This is a genomic window from Hydrogenispora ethanolica (genome assembly GCF_004340685.1).
Lineage (GTDB): Bacteria > Bacillota > UBA4882 > UBA8346 > UBA8346 > Hydrogenispora > Hydrogenispora ethanolica.
The window spans coordinates 39752-62032 of the sequence record NZ_SLUN01000024.1 but is presented as its reverse complement, the minus strand read 5'-3'; the positions used below and the strand labels follow the sequence as shown (position 1 = coordinate 62032).

The following is a 22281-nucleotide window of genomic DNA, read 5'->3' as shown; positions in this document are numbered from 1 at the left end:
ATAAAAGCCATCATGATCAGATCGGACTTCCTCCCAATTCAAATTGAAAGGAATGCATGGACGAATGTCAAAACCGGATTTGTTAGTCTTTATGAGCGATGAACACACCCCCGGGTTCTCCTCATATGAAGGAGGGCCGGCCAGAACTCCCAATATGGAGAAACTATGTGAGAATGGCACCTCTTTTGCGGCGGCTTATACCTCCTGCCCCTTATGCGTGCCGGCCAGGATCTCCATGTTGATGGGCAAGTTGCCCACAAAGACGGGAGTATTCTCCAATGACGGCGCGATTCCGGAAACTTCGGCGACTTTTTTGCATTCACTGGTCGCCGCCGGATATGAGACGGTGCTCATCGGCCGGATGATGTTCGTCGGGACCAACCAGCGCCACGGTTTTACGAAGAGACTGGTAGGGGACATGTCGCCTGTCACTTGGAACCGGCCCATGCAAAAGCTGAAGGCGGAAAGAGGTGTCACTCAATCGGGCTTTGCTGATCCATGGTGTCTGAACGTGGCCGGCGGAGGGGACTCGCCGGTTATGGAGTATGATAAAGACGTGGTCCGCGCGGCATTGGCATATCTGGGCCAGGATCATGAGAAGCCGCAATGTATTGTTGTCGGCGTCTATGCCCCGCATTTCCCATATATTGCACCGGTCGAGAATTACCTCTACCATAAGGAAAGAATGAAGGTTCCGGACTCCTTCAGGAACGTTCCGGAATATCTGAATCCGGTGCTCATGGAAAGGGTACTGGATGTACCGGAAGAGGTTATGATTCGGGCAAGGGCCGCCTATTTTGGCTTGATCGAGAATTGTGATGCCAATCTGGGATTGGTACGGGATGCCTTTAACCAGTATCTTGAAAGGAATAACCGGGAGGGCGTATTTACTTATCTTTCCGACCATGGCGATCAAGCCGGAGAACGGAAAATATTCGGCAAGGAAACCCATTTCGAGACCGCGGCCAGAATCCCGTTTATCGTAGCGGGAAAAGGTATCAAGAAGGGCCTCAAAATCAATACTCCGGTCAGCATCATGGATCTTGGACCTACCTTATGTGAGCTCGCGGGCACCAATCCTCCGCCGGTTCAGGATGGCAGAAGCCTTGTTCCTGAATTAACGGGCAATGAAAACGATAAGGACCGGGCTGTACTGTGTGAGGCAATCAATACCGTAATCCCGGGATTTTCTGAGGCGATGCTGGAGAAGTACGCCGCGAAGATCAAGGAATTAACCTCCTTGATGCCGCACAGTGTCGAAAATTCCACAATCCCCGGATTTGAGAAGATTTTGTCCAGACACATTCTGAGGACAGGGGGTAATCCCGATGAGATCGGGCTACAGACCGTCGTCTCCAGAATGGTCCGGAAGGGGAAATATAAATATATCACCTATATTGGTTATGAAGAATATGACTTGTTGTTCGACCTGAGCGGCGATCCGGAGGAAAAGTACAATATCGCGGCTCAACACCCGGATATCGTCCAAGAAATGAAAGAGATAGCCCGAAAAGATTGGGACCCGGAAACCGTGGTGCAAAACCACCAAAACTACCTGACCAATATTGCGTTAGTCAAACGATGGGAAAGAGAAGCCGGAGGGGACGATTCCGAAAGGTGGAGCAAAAATCCGGAGCGCGCCCGGGTGATGCCCAAAGTAATCTGAGTTGAGGGATTGGTTTGAATACGGTCTTCATTTAGTGCTGCTCAGCCTGCCGCTGGCGTGATTGTAGAGAGCTCAAAGGGAAGAGCTCTCTTTTCTTTGGGCGTCGTTTTGCGGATAAGGGATCGGGTTGAGGAGCTGAAAGAGAACGTTTTGTGAATGACGGATCGCTTTGGGTGGCTGAAAGAGCTCTTTCAGTCGCTCAGTAGACTCTAACGAACACTTCACCGCTTTTTCGCAAATCATGTGATTCAAGAATCATTATAACTTAAAAAGGCGGAAATAAAGACTGTGATGGGAACGGCAGCCAATAATCCGATACTCCCGGCAAACATCCGGACGATTTCCGACGCCACGGCATCGTTATTGATGATTTTGTCATAAGGGGTGTGGTGTATTTGATACAACATCAAAAGCGGGAACGAACTGCCCACATAAGCCAGGATTAATGTATTGGTCATCGTACTAATCGCGTCTTTCCCCACTCTAAAACCACTGGCAATAAGGGAGTTGAAGCTGATTTGAGGGTTAGACTGTTTTATCTCGGTGATGGATGAAGCAATCGAAACTGAAATATCCATAATGGCGCCCAAAGCGCCGATCACAATTCCGGAGAAGAGTAAGCCCTTAAAATTGGCAGCAGTAGATGTGTATTGCAACATTTGGACGGATTCGTCGCTATAACCCGTCAATAAAATCATATTCCCAAAATGCCACGCTAAAAAGCCGGCAGTGACAACACCGCTGATTGTGCCGATGACGGCAGCTACTGTCTTCTGATTGATTCCGCTTACAAAAAAGATAGTAAAAATAGTGGAAAGGGCCGCTAATATTAATGTAACCATGATGGGATTGGCTCCCCGAATCACCAAGGGGACTAAAACATAAAAATGACCATGAAAATCAAACTCAAGCTGATAATCGAGCGAATCCCCTGGAATCCGGCGATAATGACGACGGATGCCAAAAAAATAGCGATTAAAATATAAAGCCCATCATCACGTACCGGACCGGTAATGACAAAGCGTCGGTGTGAAACGTCATTAAACTCCTGAATAAAGACTAAATGACCGGCTGAATACTGAAGATCGGTCGGATGGCCGTTGAATTCATGAATGATTTTAGTCGTTTTACCGGTATAGGGACCATCCATGAATTTTAGGATCAATACCTGTTGAATTTCTGCAGGGCTTTTTGGGGTATTGTCCACCTGTATGACTCTAGCTTGATATATACTCTGTTCATGGCTATTTCCGAAAACCGAAGAAGCTACCAGAAACAGCAAAAATAAGATCATCGAAATTCTACTTATTTTTTTCATCCGACCACTCCTTACGAAGTCCAGCCATTAAAAGCTTTCCATAGCCTGTAGAGAACTTGTACAATTCATAACCCAAGACATAACTATGAAGCGCGTGAAGATTCTATACTTGGTTTACTTTGACCTTTGAAGGAAGAGAGCTGCCAGAAGGCAGTTTTTTTAATAAAAAAAGATTTTAGAAGCCATGTGATAAAGTCCTCAAATTCGGAAATCACTCTTTCAAAGAATTAAAAATCGACTTGATCCCTTGCTTCTCTGAGCTTTTGTATCCGCTCTGGCCTTCGGACGGGGTTTATCGCAACGCTTTAGTCATTTTAAGAGAAAGCGAAATTTTTTGACTTCATTTTTGTGCCTTTAGTAACATGCCTTTATACCCCTTCATATACTGGCATTGAGTTAGCCTAAAGCAAAACTTTTCGGGTGTCCGGATAAGTTTTGAGTCCGGCAACTTCGCGATAAATCTGGTAAAGGAGTGTCTGGAATGAGTGTGGCCGAATTTGAATTAACCTGTCTGCCAATGGGAAAGATAGCGCAAGTGATACATGTCGGCTCAGAGGGAGCGACTCGGAATCGCCTTTTGGATCTGGGCCTGGTGCCATCGACAATCGTGGAAGCAATCCGGAAAAGTCCGGCCGGGGATCCAGTAGCCTATATGATTCGCGGAGCGGTCATCGCCTTGCGCTCGGAGGAGAGCCGTCAAATTAAGGTTCGTTCCATAAATTAAAAAATTCCGTCACTACCAAAATAAGGAGGGAAATATGATGGGGCTTACAGCCCAGTCCAGCGGCATCCATGCTTTTCTGGAGGAACTCAATCAGTCATCGGTCAAGGCCGATGCCATCATTGCCTTAGCAGGCAATCCGAATACGGGAAAAAGCACGGTTTTTAACGGCTTAACTGGACTCAACCAGCATACGGGCAATTGGCCCGGAAAAACCGTAATTTTAGCCAGGGGCAATTATCAGCATCGCAACAAGAATATCACCTTGGTGGATCTGCCGGGAACTTACTCGCTCCTCGCCAACTCGGCCGACGAACAAGTGGCCCGTGACTTTATTTGTTTTGGGAATCCCGACGCCACCGTGGTGGTTGCGGACGCCACCTGTATCGAACGCAACCTAAACTTGGTTTTACAGGTCATGGAGGTCACCACGAAAACGATTCTCTGTGTCAATCTCATCGATGAGGCAAAACGGAAAAACATTGCAATCGACTGTTCCGGGCTGGAAAAGATCCTGGGCATTCCGGTTATCCCGGCGGTAGCCAGGGATAAAGTTGGACTGACAGAATTGAAAGACGCCATCCACAAAGTGGCCATCGAAAAGAAACCAATTTGCCCGCACCCATTGATTTATAATGAAAGCATTGAGAATGCCATAAACCAACTCCAAAACGACGTCGAAACTTTGCTGCAGGGGAAGTTCAATAGCCGTTGGGCGGCAATGCGTCTCTTGGATGGCGATGCGACGATGATTACGGAGATGCTCCATCATCTGAAAAAGGATCAGCGTCAAGAACCACTCGCCATCCGGCGCGGGGAGGCTCACTGTTATGAATAATGGAGAGATTGATTTCAATCAGATCATGAGCAAGGCCCAAATCCTCCGGAATCAATTGGGCGCCGTAAGGGATCAGGTTGTAAAGGACATTTACCAGCAAGCCCAGGAGATTGCCGGGAAAGTCGTAAGGGGCCAGAACCTCAAGCGCGATCTGGACCAGAAGATCGATAACGTCGTTACATCGAAAATCTTTGGGTTTCCATTAATGATTGCTTTACTGGGTCTGGTTTTCTGGTTGACAATTAGCGGAGCAAATGTTCCTTCTGAAATGATCGCCAATGTCCTCTTTGGATTTCAAGATAAATTAACCGAGCTTTTCCGGTGGGCGGGTGCGCCAGCATGGCTGCATGGCGTTTTAGTTTTGGGTATGTATCGTGGCTTAGCCTGGGTGGTATCGGTGATGTTGCCGCCGATGGCCATCTTCTTCCCGCTTTTTACATTCCTTGAGGATCTGGGCTATCTCCCCCGGGTCGCTTTCAATCTGGATAAATTCTTTAAAAAAGCGGGCGCCCACGGAAAACAGGTACTCACCATGTGCATGGGATTTGGGTGCAACGCGGCGGGGATCATTGCCTGCCGGATTATCGAGTCTCCCAGGGAGCGGATGATCGCGATCCTGACCAACAATTTCGTGCCGTGCAACGGACGGTTTCCGACACTGATCGCCATGGCGGCGGTGTTTATGGGGGCATTCGTGAGCGGTTACAACAGTTTCGCCGCGTCGGGGTTGGTAGCCGTGGTCGTTGTCCTGGGAGTTCTGATTACCTTATCGGTATCGTGGCTTTTGTCAAAAACCTTGTTGAAAGGGATTCCTTCCACATTTACCTTGGAGCTCCCGCCCTATCGGATACCGAAAGTAGGGTCGTTGCTAATCCGTTCCGTGCTAGACCGGACGCTGTTTGTCTTAATGAGGGCCGTTGTCGTAGCGGCGCCGGCCGGCGCGATAACTTGGATACTGGCCAATATTCATATCGGGGATCTCAGCATTATCGGGTACTTGGCAGGCTGGCTCCAAGGCTTTGGGCAGCTGCTTGGATTGGATGGTTTTATTATCCTGGCTTTCTTATTGGGCTTACCCGCCAATGAAATTGTTGTGCCCATTCTAATGATGTGTTACATGTCTCAGGGAGCCATGCTCGAGCTGGACAGTATTGATGCCCTGCGCCGGCTCCTGATCAATAACGGGTGGACCTGGTTGACCGCCTTGAATATGATCCTTTTTTCGCTGCTGCATTTTCCCTGCGCCACAACGTTGCTGACCATTCGCAAGGAGACTCAAAGCGTGAAATGGACATTACTGGCCGCGTTAATTCCCACCGGAGTGGCGGTTCTGGTCTGTTTCCTCATCGCGCAGATTGCGCGGGCGTTGGGGTTGGTTTAGGTTGAAACATCGTTAGCAGAATAAAAATGGTACGCGTCGGGTGGCGGCGGATATGAAAAACAGGAAGCCGCCACCTTTGCGGAATAAAAGCGGAGAATCCCAATGAAAGCTTGGGTTGGTTTATTATTTTCCAGGGCCCATTCGTTGCGAATTGGATTGACATTAGGCGAATTCATGATAGAATTTATGTTAAGTAATGGGCGAGTCCATAAAAAAGTGAAATTGCTGAAAATTTGTTGGTTCCCGCGCTTTAGCGCAGGTGTGTCTTTTAGAATCGATTGATAAGATAACCGCTAATTGAATATGGAATGAGATAGGTGCCCTTCGGGGCTTAATAGGGAAGAACGGTGCAACGCCGACGCGGTCCCGCCACTGTAATGGGGAGCAAGCCCAAGAGAATGCCACTGGAATGAGAATTCTGGGAAGGTTTGGGTAAGCGAAGATCCAGAGCCAGGATAACTGCCTATTGAACAATCTCCGTTATACCTACGAGCGACGGGAAGGGGATTCTATGCAATCGCGTATTACTCCATCCCGGCTATTTTAGCCGGGATTTTTATTGGATTGGTGCGCCTTTGGATATTGAGCCTCCCGAGCCGCGTAAGGAGTTCTTGATGGGAGGTGATGCCAGGGCCTACGGCTATATTCGGATGATATTCCAGAGTAATCAGAGAATGAAGGAGTGATACCAATGAAAAAAAGTTTTTGGTTGATCACGATCGCGCTTTTGACAACTTTTAATTTTGGAATGACTTTTGGGCCAAAAACTCACGCCGCGGAGGCAAAGCCAGTGAAAAAAGCCATCTTGGTCGTTAGTTTCGGCACCACTTACATGGATACCCACCAAGTGACCACCGCGGCGGTGAAGGAGAAAATCCGCGCCGCTTTCCCCGGTTATGAAGTCCGGGAAGCCTTTACCTCCCGGATCATCATTCAAAGACTGGCCGATCGCGGCTTAAAATTTGACACCGAAAAGCAAGCATTGGAGCGGTTGAAAGCGGACGGTTACAGCGAAGCAATCATCCAGCCGCTGCACATCGAGCCCGGTGAGGAATATGAAAAACTCATGAATTCGGTGTCAAGCTACGACAAAGCCTTCGCCAAACTGTCGGTGGGCCGTCCGCTGCTCTATTACACGGGACAGGAGGGCGAAAAACCCGACGATTATTTGATCGTCATCAAGGCTTTACAAGCGCAACTGCCGAAGCTTGGGGCCCATGAAGCCGTCGCCCTGATGGGACACGGCGGCGTAAACCCGGCCAACACCGCCTATGCCGCGCTGCAATTAAAACTGGAGGATGCGGGCCTCAAAAAGGTGTTCGTGTTCACGGTGGAAGGCTATCCGACGTTTGAAAATCTCACCGAGAAACTCAAGCAAAATGGGATTGAGAAAGTGACCCTGGTCCCCTTTATGCTGGTTGCCGGAGACCATGCCAACAACGATATGGCCGGCGACGAAGAGGATTCATTCAAATCGCAGCTGCTCAAAGCCGGATTCAAAGTGGATAGTTACCTCCACGGCTTGGGTGAAAATCCCGCGGTTCAGGACATTTATGTCCAACACGTGCGGGACGCCATCGACAACAAGTATAAGGAGCGGAGCAAGGACAAGCCGCCCATTCCGGTTATTCAATAGCAAAGTCTGAAGGGCAGGATCAACGCTATCCGCGGGCGGCCGGGGTTGGTTTTGCCCTATTTTCAAGAATGCAGGCGAAGTTCAAATCAGCGAGGTATATGGATGGCGGGAGTATTCTATGGGGTCGGCGTGGGTCCCGGTGATCCCGAACTGCTTACTGTCAAAGCGATTCGGGCGATTCAGCAAGCGGATGTCGTCATTGCGCCCAAAACCGAGAAAAAGGATGAAAGCACGGCACTGACCATTGCCCAACCTTTTTTGAAAGCGGGAGTCCCCATCGTGAGGTTGGTTTTCCCGATGGTGTTTGATGGCGAAACTTTATCGGAAGCCTGGGAAAACAATAAAAATACCATTCTGGAATTGCTGGCGGCGGGGAAAAAAGTCGTATTTTTAACATTGGGCGATCCGATGTTCTATAGTACCTATATCTATATCTTTCATCTCTTGGAGAACTGCGGTTACCCCGTGGAGACCATCCCCGGGGTGCCGGCTTTTTGCGCCATGGCCAGCAAACTGGGTTATCCGCTGGCCGAAGGGAATGATACCTTAAGCGTTGTCCCGGCGACGCTGACCCCGGAGCAACTCGACCGGGTGCTGGCAAGGTCGGACAATGTCGTACTGATGAAGGTGTATAAAAACTATCAAAAACTTATCGAGACGCTAAAACGGCACGGATTGGCCGAGAACGCGGTAATGGTCAGCCGGTGCGGTTTGGAGGACGAGCAAGTGGTGCGCGACGTAACTGAGATCGGCGACCAAACGATCAATTATTTATCCACGATCCTGACGCGCAGAAATAAAGCGTGAAGCCCTTTGTTGTTCATCCAGGGCCGGCGGGAGAAGGAGGCGGAGTTTTTTGAAAAAATATTGGCGATGCGGCCTGGTCATCATGGTGCTGACGGCCGTGATCATGGCCGGACCCAGCCTGCAGGCCAAGCAGGCCCCGTCCGGAAGTCATAAGCAAGCCGGATATCTGAAAATAACCGACGATGCCGGGCGAACCACCGTTTTGGGACGCAAACCGGGCAGGATCGTGGTTCTATCCCCATCCTTTCTGGAACTTTTATACGCGGTGGACGGCAAGGCCGTCGGCAGGCCCAGTTCCAGTATTGACCTCCGCTTGCCGAAACAGGGCCGGAGCATCCCGGAAGTCGGTTTCGCTTATCATATCAATGTGGAAAAGGTGGTTGCCCTGCAGCCCGATTTGGTCATTGCCATGCAGGGCATCCAGGACGCGCTCGTTCCGGTATTGGAAAGCAACCGGATTCCGGTGATCGTCCTGAAATATAAAACCTATGACGACGTGTTTGACAAAATCGCCTTGTTCGGCAATATTGCGGGCACGAAACAGAAGGCCGCCGCCATGATCCAAAACTTAAAAGCCAAACTTAAGATGATCACCGCTAAGCTTCCCAACCAGATCACCAAGGTCGCCATCCTCCGTGCTACCTCCAAAAGCGTGAGCCTGGAATTGGAAAACAGCATCGCCGGCAACACCGCCAAACTGTTGCGGCTGCAGAACGTCGCCGCCGGCAGCAGGCCCTTTGACAGCGGGGCGGATCTGACGCCTTACAGCTTGGAAAAGTTGGTGGAGAGCGACCCCGATCTGATCTTCATCGTGACCATGGGCAAAACAGCGGAGATCGAAAATACGCTGCGGCTCGATGTGGAAAACAATTCGGCCTGGTCCACATTGCGGGCGGTGCGCCATAAAAAAGTGGCCTTTTTGCCGTCGGAACTTTTCTTGCTGAATCCCGGCCTCCGCATCCCCGAATCCGCGGCATACATGGCGAAATTGGCTTATCCCGAGGTTTACGGCAGTGTCCAATAGGAGAAGCTACTCGATTCATTCCGGCAAAGATTTAAATAGAAGGCTTTGGCGCGGGAGCGCCATCCTGGGCTTTGCCATCCTGGCCATCGCCAGCATCGGCATCAGCCTGATGAAGGGCGCCGTGAATATTCCGCCGGCGGAAATCATCCGGGGTATTAGCGCCCCCGCTGCCGACGTCCAGGCGAAAATCATCTGGAACATCCGGTTGCCGCGGATCTTGGTCGGAGCGTTGACTGGCATGAATCTGGCTCTGGCGGGAGCCATTTTGCAAGCGGTGATGAAAAACCCGTTGGCCGATCCCCATATTATCGGAATTTCTTCCGGAGCCGGACTGGCCGGAATCGTTGTCCTCGTGCTTTTGCCCAAAATGGAATACCTGCTGACGCCCATCGCTTTTATCGGAGCCATGGGCGCCGCTTGCCTCATCTATATCCTGGCCTGGAAAGGCGGTATCCGGCCGATGAGAATGGTTTTGGCCGGGGTGGCGGTTTCGGCCTTTTTGGGATCGGGCATCTCGGCCCTTTTGGTGTTTTATAGCGATCGGGTTCACGGAGCCCTTTTGTGGATGGTTGGCGGATTAACGGCCAGAAGCTGGCCACATTTTCATATCATCTTGCCGTATTCGGTCTTTGGCGGCATTCTGGCATTCCTGGGCGCGAAAAAACTAAATGTACTCAATCTGGGAGACGAAGCGGCCCAAGGATTGGGCTTGCCGGTTGAACGGACGAGATTGCTGCTGACCGCGGTCGCGGCGTTACTGGCCGCCAGCGCCGTCAGCGTTGTGGGGCTGCTGGGGTTTGTCGGTCTCATCGTGCCCCATATGGCCCGGTTGTTGATCGGCTCCGATCATCGCTTTTTGCTGCCCGCCGCGGCGCTGCTCGGAATGACAGTGGTCATTCTCAGCGATACCTTGGCGCGCACGTTGTTCGCCCCCGTTGAACTGCCGACGGGAATCATCATGGCTTTTCTGGGCGCGCCTTTTTTCCTCTACTTGTTAAGGAGGGAAGCATAGATGGCCCTATTGGCCGCGGAGAAACTAGCGGCAGGCTTTGGAGACCGGACCGTGATCCGCGAATTGTCCCTGGCTGTGGAGCAAGGGATGATTCTATCGATTATCGGTCCGAACGGTTCCGGCAAGAGTACCCTGCTGAAAACATTGGCGCGCAATCTAAAGCCGCTGGAAGGCTCGGTCCTGCTGGACGGGGGCGATATTCGGGATTGCGGCGCCAAAAAATTGGCCCGCCAGTTGGCGATGTTGCATCAGGGTTCCCGCGCGCCCAACGACCTGACTGTACGGGAGCTGGTCGAATACGGCCGGTTTCCCCACCAAAACTGGCGGGGCGGCGACGCGGCGGAAGACCGGAGAGTTTTGGAATGGGCCCTGGGTCAGATGAAATTGTCGTCCCTGGCCTCGCGACAAGTCAATACCCTGTCGGGCGGGGAACGGCAACGGGCCTGGATCGCCATGGCTTTGGCTCAAAAACCGCGCGTTTTGCTGTTGGACGAACCAACGACCCATCTGGACATCTGCCATCAGCTGGAGATTATGGAGCTGCTGCGGCGCTTAAATGAAGCGCAGCGGATTACCATCGTCATGGTGCTGCACGATATGAATTGCGCGGCCCGTTATTCGGATACGGTGGCGGTATTGGCGCGGGGGAATCTGTACGCGGCGGGTCCTCCCGCGGATGTTATCACCCCGCGGATGCTTTGCGAGGTGTTCGGCGTGGAAGCCGATATTTGGCCGGATAGCCAGGGCCGGCCCGTCTGCCTGCCCCGGCGGTTGGTCGCTCCACTATAAATTTAGGAAGAGAACGGGAAGCAAACCATGATCGAAATCGTCGGATTGACGAAGCGCTATGGCGACAGAACGGCCATCGATAATTTGAATTTATCGGTCGCCAGGGGAGAGCTGTTTGGCTTGCTGGGGCCCAACGGGGCAGGCAAAACCACGACGATCCGGGTCCTAACCATGCTGACCCGGCCCAGCGCCGGCCACGTCACCATCGATCATTGCCCGCTTAAGGACGAACGGCGGATTAAAGCGATGATCGGCGTGGTGCCCCAGCATCTGAACCTGGACATTGAGCTGACGGCCAGAGAAAATCTGGAACTGCACGGCAGGTTGCATCAGCTCCCCGCGGCCATCCGCCGGCAAAGAACGGAGGAACTGCTCCGGCTGGTCGAATTGGAGGAACGGGGCGCCGATATGGTTCAAACCTTTTCGGGCGGAATGAAACGGCGGCTGATGATCGCCCGGGCACTGTTGCACCGTCCGCGGATCCTGTTTCTCGATGAGCCGACCGTCGGCCTGGATCCCCAGGTCCGCCGGAGATTATGGGGGTTAATCCGCGGCATGGCCGATGCCGGGCTTACCGTGGTAATGACGACCCATTATATTGAGGAAGCCGAAAATCTTTGCCAGCGGGTCGCGATACTGGATCACGGCAAGCTCATCGCGCTGGATTCACCGCGCGTGCTTTGCCGGAGGTTCGGCGAATATGTGGTGGAGTGGCATGAGAATGACAAACTCAACAGCCGGTTCTTTGAGGACCGGACTGAGGCGGCGCAGTTTGCCGGCGGCCTCGCTGCGGCGGCGACGCTTCGCCGGCCCAATCTTGAGGATGTGTTTGTGGAGCTCACGGGCAGGAAGGTGACCGAATGATGCTGGCCGGCATGGGAACGGTTTTTTGGCGGGATTGGATGGTGCTGAAACGGCGCTTGGGCCGGTATATTCTGGCGCGAATGATCTCGCCCGTTTTATATCTGGTCGCATTTGGCTGGGGGCTTGGCCGCAATATCGAGGTAAGCCATAGCAATTATCTCGACTTCATCGTACCGGGGATTATCGCTTTGAATTCGATGATCATCAGTTTTAACGCCGTGGGCACTCCGGTAAACATGAGCCGGTTGTACCATAAGACGCTGGAAGAATACCTGCTGGCCCCGATCAGCGCCAGTTCGTATGCATTGGGAAAAGTTCTGGCCGGCGTTTTAAGAGGGTTGATCGCTTCGGCGGTGATTATCGTTCTAGCGTATTTTTTTGGCGCCCATTTGTCGCTAAACGGCTGGTTTCTGCTGGCCTTATTTTTGAATTGCGCCGTCTTTGCCGCGCTGGGGCTGGTTGCGGCCATGTTGATGAATTCGCACGAGGAAATGAGCAATTTCAGCACCTACGTGCTGACGCCGATGTCGTTTCTTTGCGCCACCTTTTTCTCCGCTAACCGCTTGCCGGCCCTCTTCCGTTGGGGGATTGAGTTGCTGCCGCTTACGCACGCCAGCTATGCGCTGCGAATGAGCGGTTTGGGAGGGGAGACACCGGGCCTGGCAGTGCTGGCCCTGGTGTTTTATCTTGGTTTGTTTTTAGGAACCGGGATCCTGCTCCTAAAGAAAGTGCGGGAGTAAACCCGCGAGACCTAACCCCGATCATTCCTACGTATTTTTTGCGGAGGTTAACTGGATACAGATTTTTTATTGTTGATCCTTTTCACTCGACATTTTGCCATTTTCATAAAATTTTTTCGATTATTTCATGTTCTTACATAAAAAGACTGGCCCTGTATTGCTTTTGGGCCAGTCTCTTTTTTATTACAAAAAAGGCCGCAGTTTGTTCGAAACTACGACTGCTTTTATTATCCTATATCGACACATTTCGAATAATATTTAATAAATTTTATACGCAAAATTGAAAAAAATAGCCTAAAAATACATATCCTGATATATTTAAATGAGGAGATATCGGATAGTTCCGGTATAGGACGAACCAATCGCCGTCAGTTTTAACGTCAGAATTTGAAGGGAGTATTTGAAGATGCCGCGAAGAGGCGAAAACGTTTATAAACGCAAGGATGGGCGCTGGGAAGGGCGCATTCTGAAGCCGGACGGGAAATATCAGTATGTCTACGCTAAAACCTACAAGGAAGTCAGGGAAAAGAAGAAAAATTACCGGGAACACCTAAAGGTTCGTAAGGCAAAAATGCCCGGTACGATCCAAAGCGCGGCCGGGTTGTTTGAATTTTGGTTAAAGAGCGGTGTTTTCGATCGGGTCAAACCCTCCACTTATGAAAACTATTACTGCTGTATGCAAAAGTACGTAATCCCTTTTTTCAAAAGCGCGGGAAATGACTGTCTCACGGAGCTTTCGGTTGCCCGGTTTGAAAAATCGATCAAGGATAATCATTCGCTTTCTGAATCCTACAAAAGAAAAATCCTGACGATTTTTAAAACGGCGCTGAAAGAAATCTTGAAAGGTTCGGCGGAGTACTCGTCCGTATTGGAAACCGTCAAGCTTCCGAAGACAAAAAATGTGGCGGCGCAGGTTTTTTCCATAAAAGAACAGCGGCTGGTCGAAAACGCGGCCCTGGATTTTGGCGATAGACGGGAGCTGGGAATATTGCTCTGCTTTTATACGGGAATCCGTCTCGGCGAACTCTGCGCGCTGAAATGGAGCGACATCGATATGGAAGCCGGAACCATGTCCATCATGAGGACGGTATCCCGGACCAAAAACTTTCTGCAGGATAAAAATAAAACGGCATTGCTCATCGGCGCGCCGAAAAGCCAGAAATCGGTCAGAAAAATCCCGCTGCCTGATTTCCTGCTGAAGCTGTCCGATGAATGGAAGCTGTCCACCGCCAACGAAAACTGCTATCTTCTTTCGGATTCTCAAACACCAATCGATCCGCGAACGTATCAAAAGCTTTATAAAAAGGTATTGGCAAACGCAGGGGTAAAAGATCGCAAATTTCACGCGATCCGACATACCTTTGCAACACGAGCTCTGGAGCTGGGCGTTGATATCAAGACGCTTAGCGAGATCTTGGGGCATTCCAATGTCTCCATAACCCTGAATATCTATGCGCACTCGCTCATGGAGCAAAAAAGAATCGCCATTGACAAGCTCAACGAGATGCATACTACATTCATGGAATTTACCCCATTCGCCGTCGCCGCCTCCGTCGTTTCTGTTTGAAACATGAGTAAAATCAACATCCTCCAGACAGCATAACGTAGTTTCGAACAAACTGCGGCATGCAAAGTTACACCGCCAATGGTTGTGTTCCCCATTAAAACGCCGTTTATTCACATTAACGTTCTTTTACTACTCCGGTGATTCAATACATCGAAAGGAGTTTTGGAAAATGGTGATGCTTTACCGCGTTTTCCAAAATTGGTATTCACACATTTAACCACCGGATGAATAAAAAAGATGCTATATAAGTTGAAATAAATATTTGAGTAAGCTTTTCCATCCGTGAAGCATGGCTGGAAAAGGGAAATTTACGGTATTTATTTCAACTTATGAATCAAGGAAATATGTTGCAATGATTTTGGATGTACAAAAACTTATTGCAACATATATATATAGGATGAGATAAATATTTGAGTAAGCTTTTCCATCCGTGAAGCATGGCTGGAAAAGGGCAAATCACGGTATTTATTTCAACCTATGAATCAAGGAAATATGTTGCAATGATTTTGAATGTACAAAAACTTGTTGCAACATATAGCTCCGCAGGAAAATACCAAGGCATGATAGGGGTTTGGACCTAACCCACGCCCTTCCCTAGAGAAGTTGTTCAGGGAAGCCGGTTCGACGGGAAGGGTAACCATGGCCGCTGATCTCTAAATGCTTTCATTGCGAAAGCATCGGTTTCTGCTTAAAAAAAGTCATAAGGCAGCTCTTAGAATTCGAAGCCCAAGGTTACCCTTCCCCTTGAAACATCTTCTTTCATAGGCTGCTCCGGGGAAGGGCGAGGGTTAGGTCCAGCGGCGTCATGACTTATCTTTCAATCCCTTTCGTGAGTGAGCGGAGCTATATATGTCGCACTAAATATTCCGAACAAAAAACTTGGCGACATATTTTCTTTGCTGGATAAGATGAAATAAATTCCACTCTTTACCCTTTTCCAGCCATGCTTTAAAAGCGTTGTGATAAACCTGCCCGAAGGTCAGGGTGAACACAAAAGCTCAGAAAAGCAATGATAAAGTCGATATTTAACCTTTTTGTATGCTGATCTCATTTCGAAAGACTTTATCACATGGCTTTTAAGGCTGGAAAAGCTGGTTCGGATTATTGAATTCATCCTATCCCGGCGAAGCCGGAACCAAAAAGGTTTTGGGGATCAATAGAGAGATAAAGCAAGCCCAAAAGCGACCTCTCCCCGGTCCCCTCCCCGGCGCAGTTAATTCTGACAGCTTATTCGACGGGGAGGGGTCAATCGTTTGAAACTTGGGCCAATGCTTATGCAAAAGGTAAGTCTTTACGTGAATCAAATCTACGGAAATAGGCCAAAGATGAAACCCAAAATAGGCAATAGTTTGTGGCAATCCACCCCTCCCCGTCGATTCTACCATCAGAAATAACTTCGCCGGGCCATGTCCAGGAAGGATAAAGTCCGGCGGTTCACGGATGAAATACCGCCGGGCCATGTCCAGGAAGGATAAAGTCCGGCGGTTCACGGATGAAATACCGCCGGGGAGGGGACAGGGGGGGAGGTCAGGTTTTAGACAATTAGCGCGGCAAGGATCAGTCTGATTCCAAAAATGTTTCTGTAAAACCTGGTTACGTATGAGTTTGCAAGATCATTTCAAAATATTGCGCCCAAAATGAACACGATTTCGTTCGTTAGATGGCCTATATACTGCAAAGCAAAAAAAGAATTGGGGGAGGAAAAAATGGAGAATGGACTGCTGATCTCAAACGAATCGGAGGAAGATACTCAGAAAGATAAGTTTCTGACCTTCCTGATCGGGGAAGAGACTTACGGGCTCGACATTCATTATGTTACGGAGATTGTCGGGTTGCAACCCATTACAGAGCTTCCCGAGCTTCCCGACTTCATGAAAGGGATCATCAATTTGCGGGGGAGAATAGTCCCGGTGATGGATGTGCGGATCCGCTTTCGAAAAGAAAACCGCGCTTATCATGATCGAACGTGCATTATTATTGTCCATTCGGGAGCGGTCACTTTAGGGCTGATTGTGGATGAAGTTGCCGAAGTCACCACCATTCCCGAGCAAGATATCGTTATGCCGCCTTCGCTGCAGGGGGTGGCGGCTAACCGGTTTATGAAAGCTATCGGGAAGGTGGGGGAACAGGTAAAATTGCTGCTTGATTGCGATCGATTGGTAAACGGCGCAACGGTCGCGGAGTGGGATGCCCTTACGGCACAGGCTTAAGCTGATCCAAGCCGGGCTACTCATGGAAGGAATACAAAGATGAAGGAGCATAAACCGATGAAAAAAAGACTGCAATTTAACAGTATCAAACTCCAAATCACCGTCTCAGTCGTGGCGATTATTACCGCGGTATGTATCGGACTGGCGGCGAGCTCGTATTTGATTACTTCAGCCGGAATGAAGACGAACCTGGATCAATCTTTACAAGAAATCACTTCTCAAGCCGCCAATACCGTTGAAGGTCGGATTAGTAAGTATTTCAGCCAGCTCAAATCCCTGGCCGAGGTCGATCTGTTTCAAGATTTTACCGGGAACAAGGATAAAATCATGGCGCTTTTAACGAAAGTCACCGAGGATAGCGGCCATGTCAGCATGACGGTCGCCGATACCCGCGGCGACGGCTGGAATACGGACGGAGATACCGTGAATATAGCGGACCGGGAGTATTTCAAGCAAATCATGCAAGGCCGGGACGCCATCTCCGATCCGCTGCTCAGTAAGACCACCGGCAAAATGGTAGTTATTCAAGGAGTACCCCTTAAAAATAAGGCCCAAAAAATTATCGGCGTCCTGTTATTAAGCAGTGACGGAGACGGGCTAAGTAAAATCATCGCGGATGTCGGTTACGGCAAAGAAGGAAAAGCTTTTATGATCAATAAACAAGGGACCAGCATCGCGCATTATGATCGCGAAAAAGTAATGAAACAGGATAATATTTTCGAAGATGTTAAAACCGATCCCGGGTTGCAGGAATTGGCGAATGCTGAACGCAGGATGGTCGCCGGAGAAAAAGGAGCCGCCGAGTATCGTTATCAGGGAGTGGTGAAATATATCGCCTTTTGCCCGGTTCCCGGCACCGGTTGGTCGCTGGCGCTGACCACGCCGAAAAGTGAAGTGTTTGCTTCGCTGAATCATATGCGGAATATCGTCCTGCTCATTTCCTTGATTTTTCTGGTGGTGGGCGGAGTAATCAGTTATTTTTTGGCATATCAAATCAGTAACCCGATCGAGATAGCCGTCGCTCACTTAGGGGGAGTCGCAATCGGTAATTTAGAAATCAACGCCCCGGAAGTATTTTTGGCCCGGTCCGATGAAATTGGCAAATTAGCGCACGCGGTTCAAAACATTACCGAGGACCTGCGCGAGAAAGCCTCGGCCGCCAAACAAATCGCCGGCGGGGATCTCAACGTCCGATTGACCATGAAATCGGAGCAGGACGTATTAACGCAAAATCTGAATATCATGGCGCAAAACATTCACCATGTCATCGAGGATATCAACATGCTGGCCGGAGCGGCCATCGAGGGCGACTTGTCGGTACGGGCCGACGCGGAGCGTCACGACGGGGATTACCGGAAAATTGTGACCGGCATCAATGAAACCTTGGACGCGATCATTTTGCCCCTGAACGACGCGAATGAAATCTTGCAGAAGCTGAGTGTCAATGATTATACGTCAGCCATCCAAGCCGACAAGTATCAGGGGATGCTCCGCCAGTTCGCTGAAAATATTAACCTGGTCCGTTCGCAGTTGCTGACCATCCAGGATTATTTTATCAAGGTATCCGAAGGGGATATCAGCCGTCTGGAAGAGTTGCGAAAGACCGGGAAACGTTCAGAAAACGACCAGATGGTGCCGGCCGTGATGAAGATGATGCAAGCCATCCGGGACCTGATCGCCGAGGTGAACCGGATCAGCGAGGCGGCGGTAGGCGGTGATTTGAAGATTCGCGGCAACAGCGAACAATTTGAAGGCGGCTACCGAGAAATTGTCGGCGGGTTCAACCGGTCGCTCGATGCCATTATCGAGCCGATCGATGAGACTTCCGAAGTATTGCAGGAGATGGCTACCGGCAACCTGACCGTCGAAGTCAGTGAGAATTATCGGGGCGATCATGCCATCCTTGCCCAAGCGGTCAATAAAACCATTGACTCGTTTAATGAGGTATTGGGAGAGTTCCACAGTGCCTCCAGTCAAGTGGCAAGTGGTGCCCAACAAGTCTCCGCCTCCAGCCAGGTGATGTCACAGGCCGCTTCGGAGCAGGCCAGCACCACGGAGGAGATTACTTCGTCGATGACCGAGATCGCGACCCAGACCAAACGGAACGCGGAAAGCGCCACCCAAGCCAATCATCTGGCCAAAGAAGCCCAGGAGCAAGCACGGGCCGGGAATGAACAAATGCAAAAGATGCTGGAGTCGATGAAGACGATCAATGAATCGTCGACCAATATTTCCAAGATCATTAAGGTCATTGATGAAATAGCCTTCCAGACCAATATTTTAGCGCTCAACGCGGCGGTGGAAGCGGCCCGGGCCGGCCAACACGGCAAGGGATTCGCCGTAGTGGCCGAGGAAGTGCGTAATCTGGCGGCCCGGAGCGCCAACGCCGCCAAAGAAACGACGGGAATGATTGAAAGCTCGATTCAAAGGGTGGAAGCGGGGACCCGGATCGCCAATGAAACCGCCGAATCCTTGGAACGGATTGTGAACGGCATCACCAAAGCCGCCGATCTGGTAAGGGATATTGCGATTGCCTCTAATGAACAGGCCACGGGGATTTCCCAGGTTAATCAGGGAATCAACCAGATTGCCCAAGTGACCCAGACCAATACCGCAACCTCGCAACAAAGCGCGGCGACCAGTGAGGAACTGGCCGGTCAGGCCGAGATGCTCAAAGAAATGGTGCAGCGGTTTAAGTTGAAAAACGCAGTCGAGCGTCCGGCGTCTCAAACGGAGACGCGCAAGCTGCCCAAACCGGCGGAGCAGAAGATCTCCGCCAGGATGCCGTTCGACGATGGGAAGTATTAAACGGTACTCGAGATAAAGCTCGGGATAATCCTGAAAGCCGGGGTGAATACAACAAGCTCAGTGAAGGAAGGGATGAAGCCGGTCTTTAGTCCGGTGAAGGCTGCTGAAAAGATTGCTTTAAAAGCGTTAGCGTTGTTTTCATGAAGTTTCAAAGCTGTAATCGCCACGATGCCGAGAGCTCAAAGGATGGGCTCTCTGTTTTTTGGCGTCGCTTTGCGGATGCGTGACCGGGTTGAGGAGCCGAAAGAGCTCATTTTGCGAGTGACGGATCGCTTTGGGTGACTGAAAGAGCTCATTCAGTCGCCGGGTAAGCTCTTTTTGTGGATGAGCGAGCTGGTTTTGTGAATGAGAGAGCTCATTCAGTCGTTCAGCAAGCTCTTTTTGTGGATGAGCGAGCTGGTTTTGTGAATGAGAGAGCTCATTCAGTCGCCGGGTAAGCTCTTTTTGTGGATGAGCGAGCTGGTTTTGTGAATGAGAGAGCTTGTTCAGTCGTTCAGCAAGCTCTTTTTGTGGATAAGCGAGCTGGTTTTGTGAATGAGAGAGCTCGCTCAGTTGTTCAGCAAGCTCTTTTTGTGGATGAGCGAGCTGGTTTTGTGAATGAGAGAGCTTGCTCAGTCGTTCAGCAAGCTCTTTTTGTGGATGAGCGAGCTTGTTTTGTGAATGAGAGAGCTCGCTCAGTCGTTCAGCAAGCTCTTTTTGTGGATAAGCGAGCTGTTTTTGTGAATGAGAGAGCTCGCTCAGTCGTTCAGCAAGCTCTTTTTGTGGATAAGCGAGCTGTTTTTGTGGATAAACGGATCCGTTTAACGTGGTTGATGGTTTTGGTTGTGGATAAGTCGGGGAAGTGCGGCTAAATTGCGTAAAATCAGAAGGGAATCATCCCGCCACGCCTCAACTTTCCAGCTCCCACCCGCCCAAGTGAAACGGCTCTTCCCCAAATCCACCTGGCGCGAATTCGGTATCACCGACCAAAGGTTATAATAACGGAGATCTATTCGTGACCCGCGACGGATGCGCTTTGACGGATGCCCAAAAAGAGAAACGGAGGCGTTTGTTTTTTACCCTTTTTGTTCATCTGAAACGATGAACCGCCAAAGAAAGTAAACGTCCCACCCAAAGCGGGGTTGAGCCAGCGGGGCAACGGTCAAAAAAGTCTGGTGAACTTCAGTCATCGGGCTTGTTTTGAATTTTTAGATCCCGCCGGGCTTTGGGGTCGTTCAGCGAAGCAAAAATGACGGGAAATTCCTGCAGCTTGCAGTAAGGCGAATCGTTCCAATTGGTCCCAGAGGTTACCAACATAAATCGCAAGGAAACTACGATGCGGAAAAATTCCTCGGTAAATCGATGAATACGACCGTACCGGATTGATATTTACTTCGGATGACCATTTTGAAATTTTCATTATATACCAAGGACAGCCGTTTGTAAGTATTGATAAGGCCGATATGCTCGGATGAATCCGTTTTTTGAGAAAAACGGGCGCGAATTTCCTTTAATTTTTCCGGAGTGATTCCAATCCCGTTATCCAGCACCGCAATTTTGATCCGATCGTTATGGAGGGATATGCGAATCTTCAAAACGCAACGCCCCATCTTTTCTTTAATGCCATGATAAATGCTGTTTTCGATTAAAGGTTGCAAAATTAATTTGGGGACCTGGTTCTCCAGGATGGATTCATCATAATCCCAAAAAACCTCAAATTTATCGGGATAGCGTTCGGATTGAATCTCGATGTAACTGATACAATTTTTAATCTCTGCCTCCAAGGTCACCAGCTTCTCAGGATTACCCAAAGCATAATAAAGAATGTCGCTTAAATTTTCAATCATCCGGCTGACATTGCTGGGTTTTCCGGATGTTTGCGCCAGGTTCATCCAGTAAATCGTTTTAAGAGTATTAAATAAAAAATGCGGATTGATCTGGGCTTGTAGTGCCAGTAACTCTAGATATTTTAACCGGTACATTTTTTCAGCTAATTGGGTTTTCAAAAACTTCTGCTCCACAAAGGTGGTAATAATATTTTGGAGGATAAAATCATATTCATCCTTCATTTGCGGCGATGGTTGGGGAAAATGTTTGCCGGTTTCAGCCGACTGAAAGGTTTTTACAATCGCGTCCAATCGCTGATAATTGGTTTTGGTCATGTAGGCCGCAATAAATAAACCGATTAAGATTGATGCGCCAAAGACCATCACCGTTAAAAAAACCAGTTGCGTCGGACGGTTGAAAACTTGTTGGGTCGGAGTGAGAATGATTAAACCCCACTTATAATTGGATACGACTCTTTTCGTAGCAATATAGGAGCGGGAACCGATGTGAAATAAACTATCTTCAGACTTAAAAATCTTATCGATCGTTGTTTGCTCCATGACAACTTGCTTTCCGGTGACGAGAATGGGTTGATTTTGGTTATCACAGATCATGATAGTCTGGTTTTTGATCTGCGGGATCGACTTGATTTTGGCAAGCAGGTTGTTCCGGGATATGTTTAAAACAATGACTCCGGCATTTTTACTACTGATGGATTGGGAAAATTTCTGAAAAATTGTGATGATTTTTTTCTGATTGAGAGAGGAGAAAGTAGAGTCATTCACTTTACGTGTTTCTACCCATGTGTTTTGGGAAGTATTCCGGAGCAATTGATAACTTTTAAGCCATAAAGGGTCATAATAATCTCGAATCCGGGAGTAGCCCTGGTCGGAACTGATAAATGCCTCCGAAGGGTTATCAATATATAAATAAATCGATTTCACTGCCAAATTGTAGTTCGTATGATTATAAGCGATATTTTTTAACAGTTCGATCGCTTGAAAGGCCTCAAAGTTATCGGTGGATTGGCGTAAAGTGTTGGCTAACAAGGTTTGCAAGGAGTTTTCAATTTCAAAATCAAGCCGGAGCCGGTT

At 49.5% G+C, this 22281-nt stretch carries 18 protein-coding genes and 1 riboswitch; of the genes, 15 read left to right on the top strand and 3 right to left on the bottom strand.

Going from position 1 to position 22281, the window contains the following annotated elements; translation table 11 throughout:
• The first annotated feature begins 64 nt into the window (after window positions 1-64).
• A complete protein-coding gene (locus EDC14_RS17710; RefSeq protein WP_165908109.1) occupies window positions 65-1666 on the top strand; it encodes a sulfatase-like hydrolase/transferase in 1602 nt (533 codons plus the stop codon).
• 248 nt (window positions 1667-1914) lie between these two features.
• On the opposite strand, the gene EDC14_RS17705 is transcribed toward EDC14_RS17710, so the two are convergent.
• Window positions 1915-2508, bottom strand: coding sequence for a YibE/F family protein (locus EDC14_RS17705; RefSeq protein ID WP_243662997.1), 594 nt, complete (start codon window positions 2506-2508; stop codon window positions 1915-1917).
• Window positions 2509-2540: 32 nt separating this feature from the next.
• A complete protein-coding gene (locus tag EDC14_RS17700) occupies window positions 2541-2984 on the bottom strand; it encodes a hypothetical protein (RefSeq protein WP_132015642.1) in 444 nt (147 codons plus the stop codon).
• 481 nt (window positions 2985-3465) lie between these two features.
• On the opposite strand from EDC14_RS17700, the gene EDC14_RS17695 reads away from it, so the two are divergent.
• From EDC14_RS17695 to EDC14_RS17630, 14 genes are all read left to right on the top strand, one after another.
• Window positions 3466-3708 (top strand): FeoA family protein, encoded by a 243-nt coding sequence (locus EDC14_RS17695; protein WP_132015641.1) that lies wholly within the window; start codon window positions 3466-3468, stop codon window positions 3706-3708.
• A 34-nt stretch (window positions 3709-3742) separates the two neighbouring features.
• Window positions 3743-4543, top strand: coding sequence for a FeoB small GTPase domain-containing protein (locus EDC14_RS17690; RefSeq protein ID WP_132015640.1), 801 nt, complete (start codon window positions 3743-3745; stop codon window positions 4541-4543).
• Window positions 4536-5924: a nucleoside recognition domain-containing protein gene (locus tag EDC14_RS17685; RefSeq protein WP_165908107.1), complete on the top strand. Its 1389-nt coding sequence runs from the start codon at window positions 4536-4538 to the stop codon at window positions 5922-5924. Before EDC14_RS17690 ends, EDC14_RS17685 begins: the two co-directional genes overlap by 8 nt.
• Before the next feature lie 298 nt (window positions 5925-6222).
• Window positions 6223-6405, top strand: a riboswitch (cobalamin riboswitch).
• 267 nt (window positions 6406-6672) lie between these two features.
• Window positions 6673-7560 (top strand): sirohydrochlorin cobaltochelatase, encoded by an 888-nt coding sequence (locus EDC14_RS17680; RefSeq protein WP_132015666.1) that lies wholly within the window; start codon window positions 6673-6675, stop codon window positions 7558-7560.
• Window positions 7561-7662: 102 nt separating this feature from the next.
• On the top strand, window positions 7663-8367 hold the full coding sequence (gene cobI, locus EDC14_RS17675; protein WP_132015639.1) for a precorrin-2 C(20)-methyltransferase: 705 nt from the start codon (window positions 7663-7665) through the stop codon (window positions 8365-8367).
• Window positions 8368-8416: 49 nt separating this feature from the next.
• Window positions 8417-9391, top strand: a complete 975-nt coding sequence (locus EDC14_RS17670) for an ABC transporter substrate-binding protein (protein WP_132015638.1) — start codon at window positions 8417-8419, stop codon at window positions 9389-9391.
• A 13-nt stretch (window positions 9392-9404) separates the two neighbouring features.
• On the top strand, window positions 9405-10403 hold the full coding sequence (locus EDC14_RS17665) for a FecCD family ABC transporter permease (RefSeq protein WP_424337419.1): 999 nt from the start codon (window positions 9405-9407) through the stop codon (window positions 10401-10403).
• Complete coding sequence (locus tag EDC14_RS17660) at window positions 10404-11192, top strand: ABC transporter ATP-binding protein (protein ID WP_132015637.1); 789 nt, start codon at window positions 10404-10406, stop codon at window positions 11190-11192. It begins immediately after the preceding gene.
• Between the two features lie 27 nt (window positions 11193-11219).
• Entirely contained in the window at window positions 11220-12056 is an 837-nt protein-coding gene (locus tag EDC14_RS17655) for an ABC transporter ATP-binding protein (protein ID WP_132015636.1), read from the top strand.
• The gene (locus EDC14_RS17650; protein WP_132015664.1) at window positions 12056-12796 is read left to right on the top strand and encodes an ABC transporter permease; all 741 of its coding nucleotides are present in this window, start codon (window positions 12056-12058) and stop codon (window positions 12794-12796) included. The genes EDC14_RS17655 and EDC14_RS17650 overlap by 1 nt, the downstream gene beginning before the upstream one ends.
• 406 nt (window positions 12797-13202) lie before the next feature.
• Entirely contained in the window at window positions 13203-14363 is a 1161-nt protein-coding gene (locus EDC14_RS27875) for a site-specific integrase (RefSeq protein ID WP_132015635.1), read from the top strand.
• 1706 nt (window positions 14364-16069) lie between these two features.
• Window positions 16070-16573 carry a chemotaxis protein CheW gene (locus EDC14_RS17640; protein WP_132015634.1) on the top strand — a complete coding sequence of 168 codons (504 nt, stop codon included), beginning with the start codon at window positions 16070-16072 and terminating at the stop codon, window positions 16571-16573.
• A gap of 57 nt (window positions 16574-16630) precedes the next feature.
• A complete protein-coding gene (locus EDC14_RS17635; RefSeq protein ID WP_243662996.1) occupies window positions 16631-19381 on the top strand; it encodes a methyl-accepting chemotaxis protein in 2751 nt (916 codons plus the stop codon).
• A 446-nt stretch (window positions 19382-19827) separates the two neighbouring features.
• Window positions 19828-20232 carry a hypothetical protein gene (locus EDC14_RS17630; protein ID WP_132015632.1) on the top strand — a complete coding sequence of 135 codons (405 nt, stop codon included), beginning with the start codon at window positions 19828-19830 and terminating at the stop codon, window positions 20230-20232.
• A gap of 459 nt (window positions 20233-20691) precedes the next feature.
• On the opposite strand, the gene EDC14_RS17625 is transcribed toward EDC14_RS17630, so the two are convergent.
• Window positions 20692-22245 (bottom strand): sensor histidine kinase, encoded by a 1554-nt coding sequence (locus EDC14_RS17625; RefSeq protein ID WP_165908105.1) that lies wholly within the window; start codon window positions 22243-22245, stop codon window positions 20692-20694.
• Between the last annotated feature and the right edge of the window lie 36 nt (window positions 22246-22281).